Origin of the sequence: Enterobacter sp. UNJFSC 003 (assembly GCF_036903355.1) — a bacterium.
Taxonomy (GTDB): domain Bacteria; phylum Pseudomonadota; class Gammaproteobacteria; order Enterobacterales; family Enterobacteriaceae; genus Enterobacter.
This window is the reverse complement of sequence record NZ_JBAKHK010000015.1, coordinates 16,883-35,180: the sequence shown is the minus strand read 5'-3', so window position 1 is coordinate 35,180 and position 18,298 is coordinate 16,883. Positions and strand designations below refer to the sequence as shown.

The window sequence follows — 18,298 nt, the reverse complement described above, 5'->3', positions numbered from 1 at the left end:
TGAAAGGAAATCACCATGAATTCGCTCGTGTATGCGCTCATTGAAGCGCTGCGCCGTCATCGCTGGCTCCGTCTGCTGGCTTGCGCTTTTATCTTCACATCGTTGGGGAATGGTTTAACTCAGGTTGTTGTCTTCGGATTACTGCTGCAGTGGTCAGCCTCGCCCGCCTTGCTAACGCTCGCCTTCCTTTTTGCCACTGTTCCGGGATTTATCGGCAGCCTCGTCGGTGAAAAGCTGTGTCAACGGTTTACCCCGATCGCGCTGCTGGTACTGACTGAGCTGCTGGGCTTGATTGCGCTGCTCTTTCCCCTGCTCGGAGTGCATTACCACAGCATTCCCGCGCTACTTGCCGTGCAATCCACAGAAGCCGTACTGAGCGGTATAAGCTGGCCCGCGCTGACCCTGCTGTTTAAACGCGGGCTTAGCGAAGCAGAACTTCCCGCCGCAACCTGCCTTGAGAATGTCATTTTTGCCTCGCAGGTGTTGTTAGGGACCGGGCTGGGCGTCGTCCTTTTCCAGCACATCCCGACACTCTCTCTGCTGGCAATAGATGCCGCAAGCTTCCTGGGCTCACTGTTGATGCTGGTACTGGCGGGGCGCGTGTTTGCTGTGGTCTCCACACCATTGCCTGCGGACGCTAGCGATTCTGTGGCGTTACGCTGGCAAACGCTGACCCTTCGGCAAAAACGCAGTCTGCTTATTCTTCCTGCCCTGGCCGCCGTTGGGTCACCCGCGATGGCGCTGCTTCCGGCACTGGCGCAAGAGACCCATCCGGAGAATGCGGCGGGGCTCGCCCTGCCTCTGCTGTTTGCCAGAAGCATGGGGCAACTTTGCGGACCCCTGCTGCTAAAAAGAGACAGCCTGACTCACTTTGCTGCACAAACGCCACTGCTGGTTACCTGCCTCGCCGTCTTTTTGGCTGCCTATGGAATGATCCCGTTTTTATCTGGACAGATATGGCTGGCCCTCGGGGCGATCTTTTTCGCACATCTGGCGTCGAATATTGTCTTTGCGGCAGGGACCTTTGGCGTACTCAGCAGCTTTAACGCGGGACAAATCTCCTCTGCCAGCGGGAAAGCATGGCGCTGGCAGACGGTAGGTGCGTCCCTCTTCACCGGCATTGCTGCGGTAGTGGCCTCAAAATTTGGTGCCGTACAGGCGCTGTATAGCGTCTCAACTGGGGGATTGCTGTTAGTTGCCCTGGTGATGAACCGTTGCCGGGATTAAGGCAAAAAAAACGCCTGCTATAAAAGCAGGCGTTAAAACAGGTCTTTAAGACAACATATTTGGTGCTTCACTCAACGTTGTGTCCATGGTGTTTGATGAGGCCGAAGCGACATCTGTCAGTGGACGATAAGCACCGTAAACGGCTCTGCGTCATTCCTGAGTTTATGAGGCACTAAGGCGAACATAAGAGATGGAATGAGCATCTACGCGTATATTATTGCACGTTACGTGCCAACGTTACACGCAGAACTTTTACATTGCGCAACATTTTAAGATAAAAGGAATTTCTGCTGTCGGAACCCATCTAAAGCCCCATAACCTATTGGCAAAAACGTCGTTTTGTCGCCAGAAAGAGACAACAATAACGCTTAAACTTTAAATTGTTTTATTTCATTGAGTTACGTGTCGCTGAATCGCGACAAGAGGGCATCATGCTGTCGGGCAATGGTTACAACGTTGAAAAGGGGCAGAAAACAAAAAACCCCGCCTAAGCGGGGTTCAAAATTGGTCGGCGAGAGAGGATTCGAACCTCCGACCCACTGGTCCCAAACCAGTTGCGCTACCAAGCTGCGCTACTCGCCGATGTACTGCTTTTTTTGAATTTTTAGTTCAATTCATTTTAAAAGTCGTGGTGCGAGGGGGGGGACTCGAACCCCCACATCCAAAGGACACTAACACCTGAAGCTAGCGCGTCTACCAATTCCGCCACCTTCGCAATTCACAACTCTTTCAAATAATGGGGTGGCTAATGGGATTCGAACCCACGACAACTGGAATCACAATCCAGGGCTCTACCAACTGAGCTATAGCCACCACTGTATTCTTATCACGCGGTACTGACTACTTCTCAGACCACCGCAGCTCCAGCACCGGGTAAATGGTGCGCCCGACAGGATTCGAACCTGAGACCTCTGCCTCCGGAGGGCAGCGCTCTATCCAGCTGAGCTACGGGCGCTTAGCGCCGTTGCGGGGCTGGATATTACGTACCTCCGACCCCGCTGTCTAGTGCTTTTTTTAAAAAAATGCGCGTTTGGTTATGGTTTGCACATTTTGCCGCTTAATCCTCCACTTTATGCGTGGTGGCACGGCGGCCCAGACCAAAAAGTTTGTACGCCGCCGTCACTGCGGCAAGGAATATCATCCCGACAAACAGCGACATGCGAGTATCTTCATTAAAGTACATTCCGATTAATACGCAAATCAGGAATGCCATCGTCATGTAGTTCGCATACGGGAATAAAATCGAGCGGAACGGATGACTGGCAATCGCCTGCTTGTGCGCCTGACGGAAGCGCAGCTGGCTAATCAGGATGACAAACCACGGGATCATCCCCGGCAGCACGCTGGCGCTGTAGACGTACACAAACACGCGCTGCGGGTTAGGAATGATGTAGTTCAGGCAAGAGCCAATCAGCAGAATGACTATCGATACCGCCACGCCCGCGACCGGCACACCCGCGCGAGAGACTTTCCCCATTGCCGCCGGCAGCTGATTATTTTTGGAGAGCGCATAAAGCATACGACCACAGCTGTACATCCCGCTATTACAGCCGGAAAGCGCTGCCGTCAAAACCACAAAGTTGATGATACCTGCCGCCGCGGTGATGCCAATTTTCGCAAAGGTGAGAACAAACGGGCTACCGGTGGTGCCAATTTCGTTCCACGGGAAGATGGTTACGATAACGAAAATCGCACCCACGTAGAAAATCAGGATACGCCACAGTACCTTGCCAACCGCGCTACGCAGCGTGACCTGCGGATTTTTCGCTTCACCGGCGGTAATCCCGATCAGCTCGACACCCTGATAGGATGCAACAACGATACACAGCGCCGTCAGGAACCCTTTCCAGCCCCCCGCGAAGAAGCCGCCGTGATCGGTCAGGTTACCAAAGCCAATGGCGTGCCCACCGTTGCCAAAGCCGAAGAAAATCACGCCCAGGCCGACCACAATCATCACGATGATGGTGGTGACTTTGATCATCGCAAACCAGAACTCGATTTCACCGTAAAGACGCACGGCAGCAAGGTTCGCCAGCGCCACAAGCCCCACGGCGATAAGTGCGGGTATCCACTGAACCATGTCCGGGAACCAGAACTGGACGTAGACCCCGATTGCGGTGATTTCCGAGATGCCGACCGCCATCCACATAAACCAGTATGACCAGGCCGTGAGATAGCCGAAGAACGGGCTCATGTAACGGTGCGCATAGACGGCGAATGAACCCGCAACCGGCTCCAGGAAGAGCATTTCCCCCATAGAGCGCATGATGAAGAAGACAAACAGACCGGCGATGATATACGCCAGCAATACGGAAGGACCTGCCCATTTGAGCGTGCTTGCGGAGCCCATAAACAGGCCCACGCCGATAGTGCCGCCCAGCGCTATCAATTCAATGTGTCGAGCTTCCAGCCCACGCTGTAGCTCCGGTTTTTTCTCTGCCATAAATCCTCGGTTGTGTTTGCTGTTTCCCGACTTTTGCCGGTTATTATTTTTTAGGGGTACTGAAATACGGAGCGAATGGTTTCTTAAAATCTGCCAAATGGCAAACGATGCATTAAAAAAATGAATGCATTGCACAGATTCGCAGCAGTTTTGCAGGGGGGTTGCAGCGCGAACAGCATATCGCGCTACATTTTGATTACATTTTTCCGGTGTAGTGCCATGCGAGGTAACGCAGCAGATGGATCTGCCGTTTGATGCGCGTGGGTTGCGAGAGCAGACGGTAGAGCCACTCCAGCCCCAGATTTTGCCACACCTTCGGCGCACGCTTTACGTGGCCGGTAAAGACGTCATACGTCCCACCAACGCCCATGTAGAGAGCATTTGGGCAAACCAGACGGCAATCGCGCATCAGGATCTCCTGGCGCGGGGATCCCATGGCGACGGTGACAATTTTCGCCCCGCTGTCGCGCACGCGTTCAAATAGCACCTGCCGATCTTCAGGTTTGAAGTAGCCATCCTGACTGCCCACAATGTTAACGCCCCACTGACTCCGCAGTTTTTGCTCGGTCTGCGCCAGCACGTCAGGCTTACCGCCAATCAGGAATACCGGCGTGCCTTCAGCGCCTGCACGTGCCATAAGCTGTTCCCAGAGGTCAGCCCCTGCGACGCGAGAAACATTAGCGCCAGGATACTTTTTGCGTATAGAACGCACCACGCTGATACCGTCCGCGTATTTGAACTCAGCGGCCTCAATCAGGCTTCTCACTTCCGGGTTATCTTCTACCGCCAGCATTTTTTCCGCGTTGATAGCGACCAGCGTACCGGATTTCATCTGCCCGCCCGCGAACAGAAAATCGAGCGCGTGCTGCATATCACGCCAGCCAATAAGCTGCAGGCCTCGCAGCGCGTAGCGCGGTGCGGAAGTTGTATCAGTCATTATTATCCCTACTCAGACTTGCGACAGCGTTGTGCTGCCCCGTGGCTCGCGCTTGTGAACAAGCCCTGCGCTGTCAAACAGCCAGTACAACAGCTTGGCCAAAAGCAGGCACACGCCAAAAACGACCATAAAGAACACCACGCGCGAAACGAAAGAATCCAGACCCTCGCGCGCCAGAACGATCATATTGAAAATGGCACCAAAACAGAAACTGTGCAAAATCGCGGCCTTATAGCGATTCGTCTCGTTGTTGCCGAGCGTATAGAGCCAGTCGAACCACTTGATAATTAACCCGACTGCAACCGCGCCGGGAAGAATAAACCAGGTACCGCCCATCACCACCAGCGAGCCAATCAGCGTTGGGGATATGGCCAGACCGGAGTGGTTATTCAGCACTTCCCACGTGAAATAATTCGCCGTATTCAGCACAACGCCCGGGCGGTCTGGCCACAGCCAGGTTGGAATAAAGACGTAAAAGTCCCGCGCAATCGGGGCCAGGCCCTGGAACTCAATCTTGTCGTAGTTTTGCAGCAGCAACGCCAGATTTTCCCAGGGGGAGAAGGTATCGCGCGTGAGGTACAGGAAGGTGTAAAACGCCTCATCACCCGAAACGTTCATGCCGTAACGTTTCAACGCCAGCCAGAACATTCCCACTATTCCAAACACCCCAGCCGCCACCAGCATCCACAGAGAGATCCAGCCGCGGATAATGCCAATAAACAGGAAGATCGCAAACGCGATGATAATGTTCGCGCGCGTCCCACCCACAATCATGTAGGTCAGGATGCCGAACGCCACGGTGCTGACCAGGAAAAACAGCCAGGCTTTGCTGTCCTGCCGCAGGAAAAAGACCACCAGCATTGCCGGGATGAAGAAGTAGAAGAAGCGCTTTAGCGCCACGCCGGAGACTTCGGCAGAGAAAATCTGGCTGTAAGAGTGGAGCTTAAACAGCAGGAAACCGTTGTGCATAAAGAAGATACCCACGCTCACCAGAGCAATGGTCATCAGCATGACCCACGTCAGGTGCGTCTCCACCCGGTTCATGGTGAAAATGGGCCGCCGTGGCGTGGCCGCTTTCGCTGTGCGAAGCCGCGTTTTATAGGTGACGTAATACACTGCATAGAAACAGGCAGCCGAAAGCAGCGCCTGGAGCAGAATTTCAGGCGGAGCGACGCCAACGTCAAAGCGAAAGACCAGAATGCTGGTCAGCGGGAAACCGAAGAAGAAGGTCAGCAGAAACAGCAACGAGAAGAAGACGTTGAAGTTAAAGCGAACACGACGAAACTCAAACCAGGTAAGCGTGGCGATGAATAACGTGCTCAGAAGCCAAACCACCAACAAGCCGCTGAATTGCAACTGGCTCATGCGTTGTCTCCTGCAGCGATACGCAGCGCGCGGTGCCACGGCGTGAGGTAATTCGGGCTAAAGAAGTCGATGCGGCTTTTGTCTACCAGCGCCAGCTGTCGCTGCGCTTCACGTACCACATCGACGCTCAGCGTATCCGAGGTAAACAGCACAGGTATATGCTGTTCGGCCATATCCTGCCAGAACGGATTATCACGATTAAGCACGCACGGAATCCCGGCCTGAATGAGCAGGCACAGCGTGCCAATCCCCTGCTGGCGGGCAAAGATAAAGTAGCCCAGATCACACCGACGCAGCAGTGAGAGATAGTCTTCAAATTCCAGTTTATCACGCAGAATGTGCAAATTCTCCGCGCTAAACAGCGTCAGTCCCTGCTGGCTAACCTCATCAATATACGCGTCATTATTTGCCGGATAGCCCATCGGCACGACTACGTTAACCGTATCGCCAAACTGCTGGTGTACCGCCCGCAGCGCAGCACTATGTTCATTGCTGCGATCGCCTGAGTTCCCCACCAGAATCGTCAATTTCCCCTCGCGCGGCGTGTCATTCGCCATGGTGTTCAGCGCCGGGTTCATTCGGGTCGGGAAATAGAGCAGCTCGCCGCGAACGTCAGGGTGCTGTTGCGCAAAGTAATTGAGATCGCCTCGCGTAGCAAAGACACAGCCTATGCGCCCCTGCGCCATGCGGCGTAGCGGATAGAACAAACGGAATTTCCAGCCACGAGAAACTTCGTAAAGATCGGCTCCCCAGATATGCCAGCTGCACTGGGAGGGTTTTATCCCACCGCTCAGCAGTGCCAGCCACAGGCCCGTATTAAACTGCCCGTGGAAAAAAAAGCGTTGCTGACGATCGGCCTTCGCTTTGGCGATAGCCGCCTTTGCCAGCGCCGCTTTATCCGGCCAGAAAGTGATGTGAAGTTCGGGACATGTCTCGCTCAGGCCGTTGTCCTGGCCTGCAACCATAAACTCGCGCGCATCGGCGTTGCCCGATGCCAGCTCATCATTGAAGAACCGCAAAACGGTGTGGTTATGGTGCGGGATATCCGATCCCAGAATGTGAATCAGTGCAGTCATGCGCGTCTACGCCAAAGTAAAAATACGCCGCAACAGGCAGCGAAATAAACAATATAGGTTGCCATGTAGGCCTGAGCCGCCCCCAGTGCACCCTGTGCAGGAATCAGCCAGTGCGAGAACGCCGTCAGTAAAGCAAACTGGCTAATTTCCGCCAGGATATACAGCCGCAGCGAGGCTTTCGCAATCACCAGATAACCGAAAACGTAAGCGCCGACTTTCAGTACATCCCCCACCAGCTGCCAGGCAAAGAGATCGCGCATGGCGGTAAACTTCGCCGAGAACAGCAGCCAGATCGCGACGTCGCGTAATAACCAGACGGTAAAACTGGCCGCCGCGACGGCAGGAAGCACAAAACGCAGGGAGCGGATAATCTCGCGGGTGATATCCAGCCTGGACGTCAGGCGCGATAAGGTTGGCAGCAAATAGACGCTAAAGGAAGCCGTTATAAATTGGAGGTAGGCATCGGAAATACTGCTCACGCCCTGCCAGATCCCAACTTCATCCCAGCTATAATGCGCCGCCAGCAGGTTTCGCATCATCACGTAGGCCACCGGCAGCGTGACGGAGGTGATGAGCGCCATCAGGGTAAATTTACCTAGCTGGCTCGCCAGCACCTTATCCCACTGCGGTTTCAGGTAATTTAACGGGATGGCTCCTCTGCGCATCAGCATTAACGCCGCCGGGACGACAACTAACGCAGGAACCAGCGCCAACCCTAACAGCGCGCCCTCATATCCGCCCAAACGAAAGCAAAAGTAATAGGCGATGACGCCAATGATACTGCCCAGGATCAGCGCAAGCGCGTTTCCGGCAGCGTCACGGAAACCTTTCATCAACGCCAGCAGCAGGTTAGCCCAGGCGATCCCCATCTGCACCAGCGCAACCAGGCGCACCAGCCCTTGATAGTGCGTGTGTCCAAATAACCCCTGGCTAATGGGTCCCGCCGCCAGCAAAAACACGGCGGCCAGCAGCGTCGAGAAACCTAAGACCATCGCTGAGGATGTGCCAACTACCTTGCGCAGCTGTACCGCATCATCATGATGCTGGGCGACATATTTCGTGACGCCGTTGAAGATCCCGGCCCCCGCCAGGACACCCAGCACGGTGACCAACTGACGGAAATTGCCCGCCAGCCCGACGCCTGAAGGGCCGAACGACACGGCCAGCAGCTTAACGACCAGTAATCCGGCACCAATTTTTACAAGCGTGGACGCGGCGGTCCACACCGATGCTTTTGCCAGAGACATATCAGCCGAAATAGCTCAGAAGGGTATTAATCACCGTGCGCTGGTTAACCGGCGCGAGGTTGTAGAACAGCGGCAAGCGAAGCAAACGCTCACTTTCTTTTGTGGTGTAACGATCTTCGCCTGCGAACATGCCGAAAGTTTCACCGGCCGGGCTGGAGTGCAGGGGAATATAGTGGAATACAGCCATGATTTCGGCCTCTTTCAGCCAGGCAATCAGCTTGCTCCGATCCTCGTTATCACGCAGCTTAATGTAGAACATATGGGCATTGTGGACGCAATCTGCCGGAATAGTCGGCAGCTCAATACGCCCCGCTTTTGCCAGCGGCTCCAGCGCGTCGTAATAGGTTTGCCACAGAGACAGGCGCTGCAGATTAATGCGCTCCGCCGCCTCCAGCTGCGCCCAGAGATACGCCGCCTGCAGGTCCGCCATCAGGTAGCTTGAGCCAATATCGCGCCAGGTGTATTTGTCCACCTGGCCGCGGAAAAACTGGCTGCGGTTAGTGCCTTTTTCACGAATCACTTCCGCACGTTCCACCAGCGCACGATCGTTAATCAGCGTCGCGCCGCCCTCACCGCCTGCGGTGTAGTTTTTGGTTTCGTGGAAGCTAAAGCAGCCAATATGGCCGATGGTTCCCAGCGCGCGTCCTTTGTAGGTGGACATCACGCCCTGGGCGGCATCTTCTACCACAAAGAGGTTGTGCTTTTGGGCAAGCGCCATGATGGTGTCCATCTCACAGGCCACGCCCGCGTAATGAACCGGGACAATCGCACGCGTTTTCTCGGTGATGGCCGCTTCAATCAGCGTTTCATCGATATTCATGGTATCCGGGCGGATATCCACAAAGACGATTTTCGCTCCGCGCAGAACAAACGCATTCGCCGTGGAGACAAAGGTGTAGCTCGGCATGATCACTTCATCACCGGGCTGGATGTCCAACAGCAGGGCGGCCATTTCCAGCGACGCCGTGCAGGATGGGGTCAACAGCACTTTGGCGCTCTGAAAACGCTGTTCCATCCACTGCTGGCAGCGACGGGTAAAACCACCGTCGCCACAGAGTTTGCCGCTGCCCATAGCAGACTGCATATAGTCGAGTTCGGTGCCCACAACCGGTGGTGCGTTAAATGGAATCATCTTGTCACCTGTATAACCAGTAAGCGGTGGCGTCGATGTTGGCACCACTCGCAATATATCGTTTAAGCGCGGCGGTGTTACCCATCTGGGTTGCCACTCGCAGCGTTGACACCTGCTGCTGTTGCGCCCAGTGCAGCGCCGCCTGCATGAGTTTCTCACCCATTCCGCGCCCGGCTAATAAGCCGATACGCGCGTCGTGCTCATTAAGCTTGCGAAGCGAGACAAAGCCCTGAATCTGCCCATCAGCAGCGCGAAAAACCAGACAGACGTGGTCAAACGTGCCTTTGACCGCATTCTCTATCCATTGCGCGTAAAAGCGACCGCTGTCCTCTGCCGCATACCAGGGGGCACGAAAGCGACTTTGGGCAAACGCCAGCGCCGCCATCTGCCGCAGCGTCGGGATATCCTGTTCCGCTGCAACTTCTGCGCCAGGCGCATCATGCCGGGTCAGCGTAATGGCGAGATCGATCTCACCTTCCACCAGCTGAAATCCATGGTGCTGGAGTGCATCCAGCAAATCGGTTCGCCCGGCCGGGATTTTGGCCTGAACGCGAGACCAGGCGGCGAAGTCTGACTCCGCAAGCACGGGGGCTTCATCGCGCAGGCGAACAATCGCTGATGGACGTCCGAAGAAGGTGCTTTCCCACTGAAGGGACTCAAGCCCTCCTTTCAGCTCGCTCAACGCCACACGCCTTTGGTATCAATGACGTATTGCTGACGTACAGCATCTGCCGGGGTGGCTTTAAACTCTTTATGATCCACCAGCAATACCAGAACATCCGCCGTCGCCAGCGCATCATCCAGCGTGGTAAGCGTGCACTGTCCCGCCAGTTTTGCCGGCAGCTCATGAATATTTGGCTCAACCACCCGCGTTTCGCCCTTGTGCCATTCGGCAATCATCTCCGCGATTTCCATCGCCGGGCTCTCACGCAGATCGTCAATATTCGGTTTGAAGGCCAGGCCAAAACAGGCAATTTTCAGTTCGCTGGCGCGCTTGCCGCTCTCTGCCAGACAATCCGCCACCGTGGCTTTTACCTGATTGAGCACCCAGTGAGGTTTGCTGTCGTTCACTTCACGCGCGGTGCGGATCAGACGTGCCTGATCGGGATTTTGCGCCACGATAAACCACGGGTCGACGGCGATACAGTGGCCACCCACGCCCGGTCCTGGCTGGAGAATGTTCACGCGTGGATGACGGTTAGCGAGGCTAATCAGCTCCCAGACGTTGATTCCCTGATCGGCGCAAATCAGCGACAGTTCGTTTGCAAAAGCGATGTTAACGTCACGGAAGCTGTTTTCCGTTAATTTGCACATCTCCGCGGTGCGGGAGTTGGTCACCACGCATTCGCCTTCCAGGAAAATCTTGTATAGCGCGCTGGCACGTTCAGAACAGACCGGGGTCATACCGCCGATCACGCGGTCGTTTTTAATCAATTCGACCATCACCTGACCCGGCAGCACACGCTCAGGGCAGTAGGCGATATTGATATCAGCTTGTTCGCCTGCCTGCTGCGGGAAGCTTAAATCAGGGCGGGCTTCTGCCAGCCACTGTGCCATCTGTTCCGTGGCCCCAACGGGAGAGGTCGACTCGAGGATCACCAGCGCCCCCTTTTTCAGTACAGGCGCGAGTGATTTTGCGGCGGCCTCAACGTAGACCATATCGGGCTCATGATCGCCTTTAAACGGCGTTGGAACAGCAATCAGATACGCATCCGCTTCGACTGGCGTGGTGCTGGCGCGCAGGAAGCCTCCCTCAACGGCCGCTTTGACCACGCGGTCGAGATCCGGCTCCACAATATGGATTTCGCCACGGTTAATGGTCTCCACCGCACGCGCGTTGATATCCACGCCAACAACCTGTTTTTGACGAGAGGCAAAGGCCGCCGCAGTAGGCAGACCAATGTAGCCAAGACCGACGACAGAGATGGTAGTAAAACTCATAGCGATACCCGATTGTGTTTAAGTGCGTGCAAAATACGGCCACAAGACTGCCCATCGCCATACGGGTTATGGGCCCGGCTCATTGCCTGATACTCTTCCTCATCATGCAGCAGGCGCGTGACTTCTTCGACGATACGTTGCTTATCGGTACCAACCAAACGCACCGTACCGGCTTTAACCGCCTCCGGACGCTCCGTGGTCTCACGCATCACCAGCACTGGCTTGCCAAGCGAAGGGGCCTCTTCCTGAATGCCACCTGAATCGGTGAGGATCAGCCAGGCATGGTTCATCAGCCAGACAAACGGCAGGTAATCCTGCGGCTCAATCAGCAGAACGTTGTCGACATGGCCAAGAATACGATTGACCGGCTCACTGACGTTTGGATTGAGATGGACCGGATAGACAATTTGTACATCTTCATTTTGCGCAGCAATTTCAGCCAGCGCATGGCAGATTTGCTCGAATCCGCGGCCAAAGCTTTCACGGCGATGACCGGTGACCAGAATGGTTTTTTTCCCGTTGTTCAGGAACGGGTAGCGCGCGGCAAGTTCGCGCTGGATATCGTCGTTTGCCAGGACACGGTCACGGACCCAAATCAGCGCATCAATCACCGTGTTCCCGGTCACAAAGATTTTGTTATCGGCGATATTTTCACGCAGCAGGTTCTGACGCGAATTCTCCGTGGGGGCAAAGTGATACATTGCCAGATGGCCGGTGAGCGTTCGGTTAGCTTCTTCCGGCCACGGAGAATAGAGGTTACCGGTGCGCAAACCCGCCTCAACATGGCCAACAGGAATGCGTTGATAAAACGCGGCCAGGCTGGTTGCAACGGTAGTGGTGGTGTCGCCGTGTACCAGAACCACATCGGGCTTAAAGGACTCAAGGATCGGTTTTAGCTCTTGCAGAATGCGGCAGGTGATCTCAGTCAACCCTTGCCCCGGTTTCATAATATTAAGATCGTAATCCGGGACGATAGAAAAGAGCGACAAGACCTGATCGAGCATCTCACGGTGCTGAGCGGTCACACAGACTTTCGCTTCAATATCAGGATCTCTGGCCAGCGCATGGACCAGAGGCGCCATCTTGATGGCCTCCGGCCTGGTGCCAAATACGGTAAGTACTTTCACATCGATTCTCTTCGATTAGGCGATGAAGGCCGTAGCCTTCATCGTAGACGGCGTTCTTAGTGTGTGCGACGACGCGTTAACGCCACGCCTGCGCCAGTCAGTGCGCCCACAATCCCCCACATAATCATCAGGAATGCGCGACGCGGACAATCGCGTTTTACAGGTTCTTCAGGCGTTCTCAAATAACGATAGGTCTGAAAACGCGGGTCCAGGGTTGGGCCGACGTTCAGCGTGTTGAGCATGGCACGGTTTTGGTCGTAATCGAGGTCAAAATCTGGGCCTACAGCCTGCAGGTTTTCCAGACGCGCCTGCAGCATTGGACGACCAAGAAGGAACATTTCAGAATCTGGCAGTTCATCTGCTGGAACATCCGTTTCGCTACGGGAGATATTGCGCTGTTCCGCAATTTTCAGCGCCTGCTCAATGTTATGCACACGACGAGCGAAAATGGCTTTCGCCACCTCTTCCTGACGCTTCACCTGGGCTTTCATCTGGATGGTGCGGGCCGCCCATGCGCCTTTTAGCTCATCATTCAGATGGCTAGCAGCACGCTGGCTGGCAAAGGCCACATACTGGCGCAACAGGTTATTGGCATCCGGCGCAGTTTCTGCAATCAGCTTGACGCTGTCGTTAACGTTACGCAGGACATCACCCGGCATAAACTGGATGTTGTTAATCATGTCATCCAGCAGCGCGGCATCGGCTTTACTGTTGCCGACCATGCGTTGCTTGTAATAATCCGTCTGGTTCCAGAAATCGCGGCGCGTATCCCAGGAAGCCAGTTGCATCACAAACTCTTTATAGGCCTCGTCCATGACGGACGCCTGGTCAGGTGTAGCCAAATTGGCTTTGATGTCCAGGTTGCGCAGGAACTGCTGCTGCGAATAGTAGCCGCCCAGCATGTTAACCGTTGGTTTGTCTGTTATTGCCGTTGCGCTCCACTCTTGTTTTGCAAAGAATGTGTAGGCAAGCGCTAACAGTGCGAACCCCAGCGCGATCCCCGCAATCCAAAGTTTGCCTGCCCATAACACGCGAAACAAACCCCGAATATCCAGTTCATTCTCAGTTACCACTGATTTCGCTCCCGCCAACGGTTGAGTCATCATAGTCCCGGTTTTACTTAGTTAATGTTGTGTTTTTGCCACTGTTACGACGCATCTTGCGTTTTACACGTTTTATGAATCGCGCGACTTTCCATGCGCGCTTGATGCAGTAGCCGTAAAGGAAAAATGCTAGCAAGAATAATACCAACATTACCCATTCAGGAATGAAATGAGCGTACTCTGCTGCCACGCCAATAGCGGCCAAAATAGCTGCCGCGAGGGTGATCAGGACAAATGCCTGTCGGGAAGTAAAGCCTGCGCGCATGATGAGATGGTGAATATGCTGGCGATCGGGAGAGAACGGGCTCATTCCTTTACGCAGACGGCGATACATAATCGCCACCATATCCATCAACGGAATGGCAATAATCCACAGCGCCGTGACCGGGCTGATCGGGTGAGTTTTACCCTGCGTGGTTTCGAGCAAAATCCAGATGACGGTAAAACCAATCAGCGTACTGCCTGCATCACCCATAAAGACTTTATAGCGACGACCCAGAGCACCAAGGTTCAAGAGTATATAAGGCAGGATGGCGGCAATCATGGCGAAACACCACATTGACAGACTGTACTGACCATCAAACCACAGAATGATCCCGATGGCGCCAAACGAAACAGAAGACAGTCCACCAAGCAGGCCGTCAATACCATCGACCATGTTGAAAGCATTTATCGCCGCCCAGACGGCAAATAATGTCAGGAAAAAGCCAAATGGGCCCAGTACTAACTCCCAGGGACCAAATACATAGCCAAGGCTTCTCAGATACAATCCACCCACGACCATCATAATCACGCCAATGGCGGCCTGGACAGTGGCGCGAATTTTCACAGCAATGTCGAAGCGGTCATCAAGTGCGCCGATAAATACCAGCACACCGGCGCAGGCCAGATAGAGCACCGCATGCGGAATATAGTAATCCGCAATGCCAAACGTGAAACAGATACCCGCGTAAACAGAAATGCCGCCAACCAGAGGAATCAGCCCCTGATGGCGTTTACGAAAATTAGGTTTGTCCACTAACCCGACTCTTTTTGCCACCTTGCGCGCGATGAACAAAAAACAGGTCGTGAATAAAAAAATACTGATCAGCTCAGTAACTGCAGTGAGTAGATTCACAATGGATTGCTCTCAACAAAAGTTAGTCCCGGAAGTATAACCATGAAGCCCCTGCCTCAGAAGTATTAAAGGTGGCCTCTTACAACTCCCTTTGTATATTTTTCAACCAATTATTTCTTTAGTTGTATAAACGGTCCTATTGTCGCACCGACTGGTCTGAATTGGGAGTATGTGTTAATAGCGTATAAGCCATAAAAGAAAAACGCCACGTAAAAACGTGGCGTTTGCTGGGATTATTTGCGTTACGAGCGCTTCATCATGTCGAAGAAATCGTCGTTGGTTTTCGTCATCGCCAGTTTATTGATGAGGAACTCCATTGCGTCGATTTCACCCATTGGATGGATAATTTTGCGCAGGATCCACATTTTCTGCAGCTCTTCCTGAGTGGTGAGCAGCTCTTCTTTACGGGTACCGGAACGGTTGTAATCGATAGCCGGGAAGACGCGCTTTTCAGCAATCTTACGAGAAAGGTGCAGTTCCATGTTACCTGTACCTTTAAACTCTTCGTAGATCACTTCATCCATCTTAGAACCGGTGTCAATCAACGCGGTTGCAATGATGGTCAGGCTACCGCCCTCTTCCACGTTACGGGCAGCACCGAAGAAACGCTTAGGACGATGCAGGGCGTTAGCATCTACACCACCGGTCAGGACTTTACCGGAAGCCGGTACCACGGTGTTGTAGGCACGCGCCAGACGGGTGATGGAGTCGAGCAGGATGATCACGTCTTTCTTGTGCTCAACCAGGCGTTTCGCCTTCTCGATAACCATTTCCGCGACCTGAACGTGACGAGATGCGGGTTCGTCAAAGGTAGACGCAACCACTTCACCTTTAACCAGACGCTGCATCTCGGTTACTTCTTCCGGACGTTCGTCAATCAGCAGTACCATCAGCACACAGTCAGGGTGGTTGTAGGCAATGCTCTGCGCAATGTTCTGCAGCAGCATGGTTTTACCCGCTTTTGGCGGTGCCACAATCAGACCACGTTGACCACGGCCAATAGGTGACGCCAGATCCAGAACACGCGCCGTTAAGTCTTCGGTAGAACCGTTGCCACGCTCCATGCGCAGACGAGAGTTCGCGTGCAGCGGCGTTAAGTTCTCGAACAGGATCTTATTACGCGAGTTTTCTGGTTTGTCGTAGTTAACTTCATTAACTTTCAACAGCGCAAAGTAGCGTTCACCCTCTTTTGGAGGACGAATCTTACCTGAAATGGTGTCACCAGTGCGGAGGTTGAAACGGCGGATTTGGCTAGGGGATACGTAGATGTCGTCAGGGCCGGCGAGGTAGGAGCTGTCTGCAGAGCGGAGGAAACCAAATCCGTCTTGCAATATCTCCAGCACACCGTCGCCAAAGATATCTTCGCCACTCTTAGCGTGCTGCTTCAGGATGGCGAAAATGATGTCCTGCTTGCGCATACGAGCCTGGTTTTCCAGCCCCATATTTTCGCCGAGAGTGATCAGCTCAGAAACCGGCGTGTTCTTTAATTCGGTAAGATTCATAATGGTGTGGGTTCTTAAACTCGGGGTGATACTCGAACTTAATGTTGTGAATGGTATGGCAGGGTCATCCATGCCTGTTTAGCGGCCATCACCTCATGTCTGTTCGCTGTCTGGTCACAGGGAAAGAACGCAGAACTGAAACGACAAGACGGATTGAGTGACAAGCCCGGAATCTAGCAACTTCACGCACTGTTTATGTCAACAACGGGAAGTATCGGGTAAAACAAGATTCAAACAACAAGATTTGTTTAAAACGAAGTCATAGCTAACTTAGCACGACTAAAGCCGGGCGTCCAGAGATCCACATAAAATAGGCGCTCTGGACGCTCAGCGGAGAAACCTTACGCCAGATTAGCGTCCAGGAACTCTTTCAGCTGACCTTTGGACAGTGCGCCCACTTTGGTCGCTGCCACTTCGCCGTTTTTGAACAGCAGCAGGGTCGGAATGCCACGGATGCCGTATTTTGGCGCGGTGCCCGGGTTCTGGTCGATGTTCAGCTTGGCAACGGTCAGTTTGCCCTGATATTCGTCAGCGATCTCATCCAGAATCGGGGCGATCATTTTGCAAGGACCACACCATTCAGCCCAGAAATCGACGAGGATCAGCCCGTCAGCTTTAAGTACGTCCGTGTCAAAACTGTCGTCAGTCAGGTGAATAATTTTATCGCTCATATATAACTCCACAGGAATAAGCCTGGTACGTTGGTTTCGCCTTCATCAACGACGTGCTGATGTCGCATTAACCAACTAAAGGTTGACTTTATTTCACCGGATACGCTTTCGTAAAGCAATAGTAAGCTGATATTCTACCACACTATGAGCAAAACACATTTAACAGAACAGAAGTTTTCCGACTTCGCCCTGCATCCGCAAGTGATCGAAGCCCTTGAAAATAAAGGGTTTCATAACTGCACGCCCATTCAGGCCCTCGCCCTGCCGCTAACGCTGGCTGGTCGCGATGTTGCAGGGCAGGCGCAAACCGGTACTGGCAAAACGATGGCGTTTCTGACGTCAACGTTTCATTATTTACTTTCTCACCCAGCAATTGCAGACCGCAAAGTTAACCAGCCGCGCGCGCTAATTATGGCCCCGACGCGAGAACTGGCGGTACAGATCCACGCAGATGCTGAACCTCTGGCGCAAACGACCGGACTGAAGCTCGGTCTGGCCTACGGCGGCGACGGCTACGATAAACAGCTGAAAGTGCTGGAAAGCGGTGTGGATATCCTGATCGGTACCACTGGCCGTCTTATCGACTACGCAAAACAGAATCACATCAACCTCGGCGCAATCCAGGTTGTGGTGCTGGATGAAGCTGACCGCATGTACGATCTCGGCTTCATCAAAGACATTCGTTGGCTGTTCCGTCGCATGCCTGCGACTAACCAGCGCCTGAACATGCTGTTCTCCGCAACCCTTTCTTACCGCGTACGTGAGCTGGCGTTCGAGCAGATGAACAACGCCGAATATGTAGAAGTGGAACCGGAACAGAAAACGGGCCACCGCATTAAAGAAGAACTCTTCTACCCATCCAATGAAGAGAAAATGCGTCTGCTGCAAACGCTGATCGAAGAAGAGTGGCCAGACCGCGCCATTATCTTCGCTAACACCAAGCACCGCTGTGAAGATATCTGGGGCCATCTGGCTGCAGACGGACATCGCGTTGGCCTGTTAACCGGCGATGTGGCACAGAAAAAACGCCTGCGTATTCTTGAAGAATTTACCCGTGGCGACCTGGACATCCTGGTTGCAACCGACGTGGCAGCACGTGGTCTGCATATTCCAGCCGTTACCCACGTGTTCAACTACGATCTGCCGGATGACTGCGAAGACTACGTCCACCGTATCGGTCGTACCGGTCGTGCAGGTGCAAGCGGTCACTCTATTAGCCTTGCGTGTGAAGAGTATGCGCTGAATCTTCCAGCCATTGAGACCTACATCGGTCACTCCATCCCGCAGAGCAAATACAACCCGGAAGCACTATTAAGCGAACTGCCGCCGCCTAAGCGCCTCACACGCCCTCGCTCCGGCAATGGCCCGCGTCGTTCCGGCGCGCCGCGTAATCGTCGTCGTTCAGGTTAA

15 protein-coding genes and 4 tRNA genes are annotated in these 18,298 nt (G+C 53.8%); 2 read left to right on the top strand and 17 right to left on the bottom strand.

What is annotated here, in order from left to right:
• Window positions 1-15: 15 nt before the first annotated feature.
• The gene (locus V5P19_RS21205; RefSeq protein ID WP_334407227.1) at window positions 16-1,227 is read left to right on the top strand and encodes an MFS transporter; all 1,212 of its coding nucleotides are present in this window, start codon (window positions 16-18) and stop codon (window positions 1,225-1,227) included.
• Window positions 1,228-1,732: 505 nt separating this feature from the next.
• On the opposite strand, the gene V5P19_RS21200 is transcribed toward V5P19_RS21205, so the two are convergent.
• From V5P19_RS21200 to trxA, 17 genes are all read right to left on the bottom strand, one after another.
• Window positions 1,733-1,809: transfer RNA gene (locus tag V5P19_RS21200), tRNA-Pro, on the bottom strand.
• A 47-nt stretch (window positions 1,810-1,856) separates the two neighbouring features.
• Window positions 1,857-1,942: transfer RNA gene (locus V5P19_RS21195), tRNA-Leu, on the bottom strand.
• 22 nt (window positions 1,943-1,964) lie between these two features.
• A tRNA-His gene (locus V5P19_RS21190) sits at window positions 1,965-2,040 on the bottom strand.
• 65 nt (window positions 2,041-2,105) lie between these two features.
• Window positions 2,106-2,182, bottom strand: a tRNA-Arg gene (locus tag V5P19_RS21185).
• Between the two features lie 102 nt (window positions 2,183-2,284).
• On the bottom strand, window positions 2,285-3,670 hold the full coding sequence (locus tag V5P19_RS21180) for an amino acid permease (protein ID WP_334407225.1): 1,386 nt from the start codon (window positions 3,668-3,670) through the stop codon (window positions 2,285-2,287).
• Between the two features lie 196 nt (window positions 3,671-3,866).
• Window positions 3,867-4,607, bottom strand: a complete 741-nt coding sequence (gene wecG, locus V5P19_RS21175; RefSeq protein WP_334407223.1) for a lipopolysaccharide N-acetylmannosaminouronosyltransferase — start codon at window positions 4,605-4,607, stop codon at window positions 3,867-3,869.
• Between the two features lie 12 nt (window positions 4,608-4,619).
• Window positions 4,620-5,972 carry an ECA oligosaccharide polymerase gene (gene wzyE / locus V5P19_RS21170; protein ID WP_334407221.1) on the bottom strand — a complete coding sequence of 451 codons (1,353 nt, stop codon included), beginning with the start codon at window positions 5,970-5,972 and terminating at the stop codon, window positions 4,620-4,622.
• A complete protein-coding gene (locus V5P19_RS21165) occupies window positions 5,969-7,048 on the bottom strand; it encodes a TDP-N-acetylfucosamine:lipid II N-acetylfucosaminyltransferase (RefSeq protein WP_334407219.1) in 1,080 nt (359 codons plus the stop codon). Before V5P19_RS21165 ends, wzyE begins: the two co-directional genes overlap by 4 nt.
• Window positions 7,045-8,295: a lipid III flippase WzxE gene (gene wzxE, locus V5P19_RS21160; protein WP_334407217.1), complete on the bottom strand. Its 1,251-nt coding sequence runs from the start codon at window positions 8,293-8,295 to the stop codon at window positions 7,045-7,047. Before wzxE ends, V5P19_RS21165 begins: the two co-directional genes overlap by 4 nt.
• Window position 8,296: 1 nt before the next feature.
• The gene (rffA, locus tag V5P19_RS21155; RefSeq protein WP_334407215.1) at window positions 8,297-9,427 is read right to left on the bottom strand and encodes a dTDP-4-amino-4,6-dideoxygalactose transaminase; all 1,131 of its coding nucleotides are present in this window, start codon (window positions 9,425-9,427) and stop codon (window positions 8,297-8,299) included.
• Between the two features lie 4 nt (window positions 9,428-9,431).
• On the bottom strand, window positions 9,432-10,109 hold the full coding sequence (rffC, locus tag V5P19_RS21150) for a dTDP-4-amino-4,6-dideoxy-D-galactose acyltransferase (RefSeq protein WP_334407213.1): 678 nt from the start codon (window positions 10,107-10,109) through the stop codon (window positions 9,432-9,434).
• Window positions 10,106-11,368 carry a UDP-N-acetyl-D-mannosamine dehydrogenase gene (wecC, locus tag V5P19_RS21145; protein WP_334407211.1) on the bottom strand — a complete coding sequence of 421 codons (1,263 nt, stop codon included), beginning with the start codon at window positions 11,366-11,368 and terminating at the stop codon, window positions 10,106-10,108. Before wecC ends, rffC begins: the two co-directional genes overlap by 4 nt.
• The gene (gene wecB / locus V5P19_RS21140) at window positions 11,365-12,495 is read right to left on the bottom strand and encodes a non-hydrolyzing UDP-N-acetylglucosamine 2-epimerase (protein WP_334407209.1); all 1,131 of its coding nucleotides are present in this window, start codon (window positions 12,493-12,495) and stop codon (window positions 11,365-11,367) included. The genes wecC and wecB overlap by 4 nt, the downstream gene beginning before the upstream one ends.
• 56 nt (window positions 12,496-12,551) lie before the next feature.
• Window positions 12,552-13,598, bottom strand: coding sequence for an ECA polysaccharide chain length modulation protein (gene wzzE, locus V5P19_RS21135; RefSeq protein ID WP_334407314.1), 1,047 nt, complete (start codon window positions 13,596-13,598; stop codon window positions 12,552-12,554).
• A 13-nt stretch (window positions 13,599-13,611) separates the two neighbouring features.
• The gene (gene wecA, locus V5P19_RS21130; protein WP_334407207.1) at window positions 13,612-14,715 is read right to left on the bottom strand and encodes a UDP-N-acetylglucosamine--undecaprenyl-phosphate N-acetylglucosaminephosphotransferase; all 1,104 of its coding nucleotides are present in this window, start codon (window positions 14,713-14,715) and stop codon (window positions 13,612-13,614) included.
• Window positions 14,716-14,957: 242 nt separating this feature from the next.
• Window positions 14,958-16,217, bottom strand: a complete 1,260-nt coding sequence (gene rho / locus V5P19_RS21125) for a transcription termination factor Rho (RefSeq protein WP_001054528.1) — start codon at window positions 16,215-16,217, stop codon at window positions 14,958-14,960.
• Between the two features lie 341 nt (window positions 16,218-16,558).
• Window positions 16,559-16,888 carry a thioredoxin TrxA gene (gene trxA, locus V5P19_RS21120; protein WP_006179218.1) on the bottom strand — a complete coding sequence of 110 codons (330 nt, stop codon included), beginning with the start codon at window positions 16,886-16,888 and terminating at the stop codon, window positions 16,559-16,561.
• 144 nt (window positions 16,889-17,032) lie between these two features.
• Here trxA and rhlB point away from each other — a divergent pair, with 144 nt between their 5' ends.
• Window positions 17,033-18,298, top strand: coding sequence for an ATP-dependent RNA helicase RhlB (gene rhlB, locus V5P19_RS21115; RefSeq protein ID WP_334407205.1), 1,266 nt, complete (start codon window positions 17,033-17,035; stop codon window positions 18,296-18,298).

What these genes read in the sequence shown, in the direction of transcription:
- V5P19_RS21205 (WP_334407227.1), top strand. Translation starts at nt 16, where the DNA reads ATGAATTCGCTCGTGTATGCGCTCATTGAAGCGCTGCGCCGTCATCGC.
- V5P19_RS21180 (WP_334407225.1), bottom strand. Translation starts at nt 3,670, where the DNA reads ATGGCAGAGAAAAAACCGGAGCTACAGCGTGGGCTGGAAGCTCGACAC.
- wecG (WP_334407223.1), bottom strand. Translation starts at nt 4,607, where the DNA reads ATGACTGATACAACTTCCGCACCGCGCTACGCGCTGCGAGGCCTGCAG.
- wzyE (WP_334407221.1), bottom strand. Translation starts at nt 5,972, where the DNA reads ATGAGCCAGTTGCAATTCAGCGGCTTGTTGGTGGTTTGGCTTCTGAGC.
- V5P19_RS21165 (WP_334407219.1), bottom strand. Translation starts at nt 7,048, where the DNA reads ATGACTGCACTGATTCACATTCTGGGATCGGATATCCCGCACCATAAC.
- wzxE (WP_334407217.1), bottom strand. Translation starts at nt 8,295, where the DNA reads ATGTCTCTGGCAAAAGCATCGGTGTGGACCGCCGCGTCCACGCTTGTA.
- rffA (WP_334407215.1), bottom strand. Translation starts at nt 9,427, where the DNA reads ATGATTCCATTTAACGCACCACCGGTTGTGGGCACCGAACTCGACTAT.
- wecC (WP_334407211.1), bottom strand. Translation starts at nt 11,368, where the DNA reads ATGAGTTTTACTACCATCTCTGTCGTCGGTCTTGGCTACATTGGTCTG.
- wzzE (WP_334407314.1), bottom strand. Translation starts at nt 13,598, where the DNA reads ATGACTCAACCGTTGGCGGGAGCGAAATCAGTGGTAACTGAGAATGAA.
- rho (WP_001054528.1), bottom strand. Translation starts at nt 16,217, where the DNA reads ATGAATCTTACCGAATTAAAGAACACGCCGGTTTCTGAGCTGATCACT.
- trxA (WP_006179218.1), bottom strand. Translation starts at nt 16,888, where the DNA reads ATGAGCGATAAAATTATTCACCTGACTGACGACAGTTTTGACACGGAC.
- rhlB (WP_334407205.1), top strand. Translation starts at nt 17,033, where the DNA reads ATGAGCAAAACACATTTAACAGAACAGAAGTTTTCCGACTTCGCCCTG.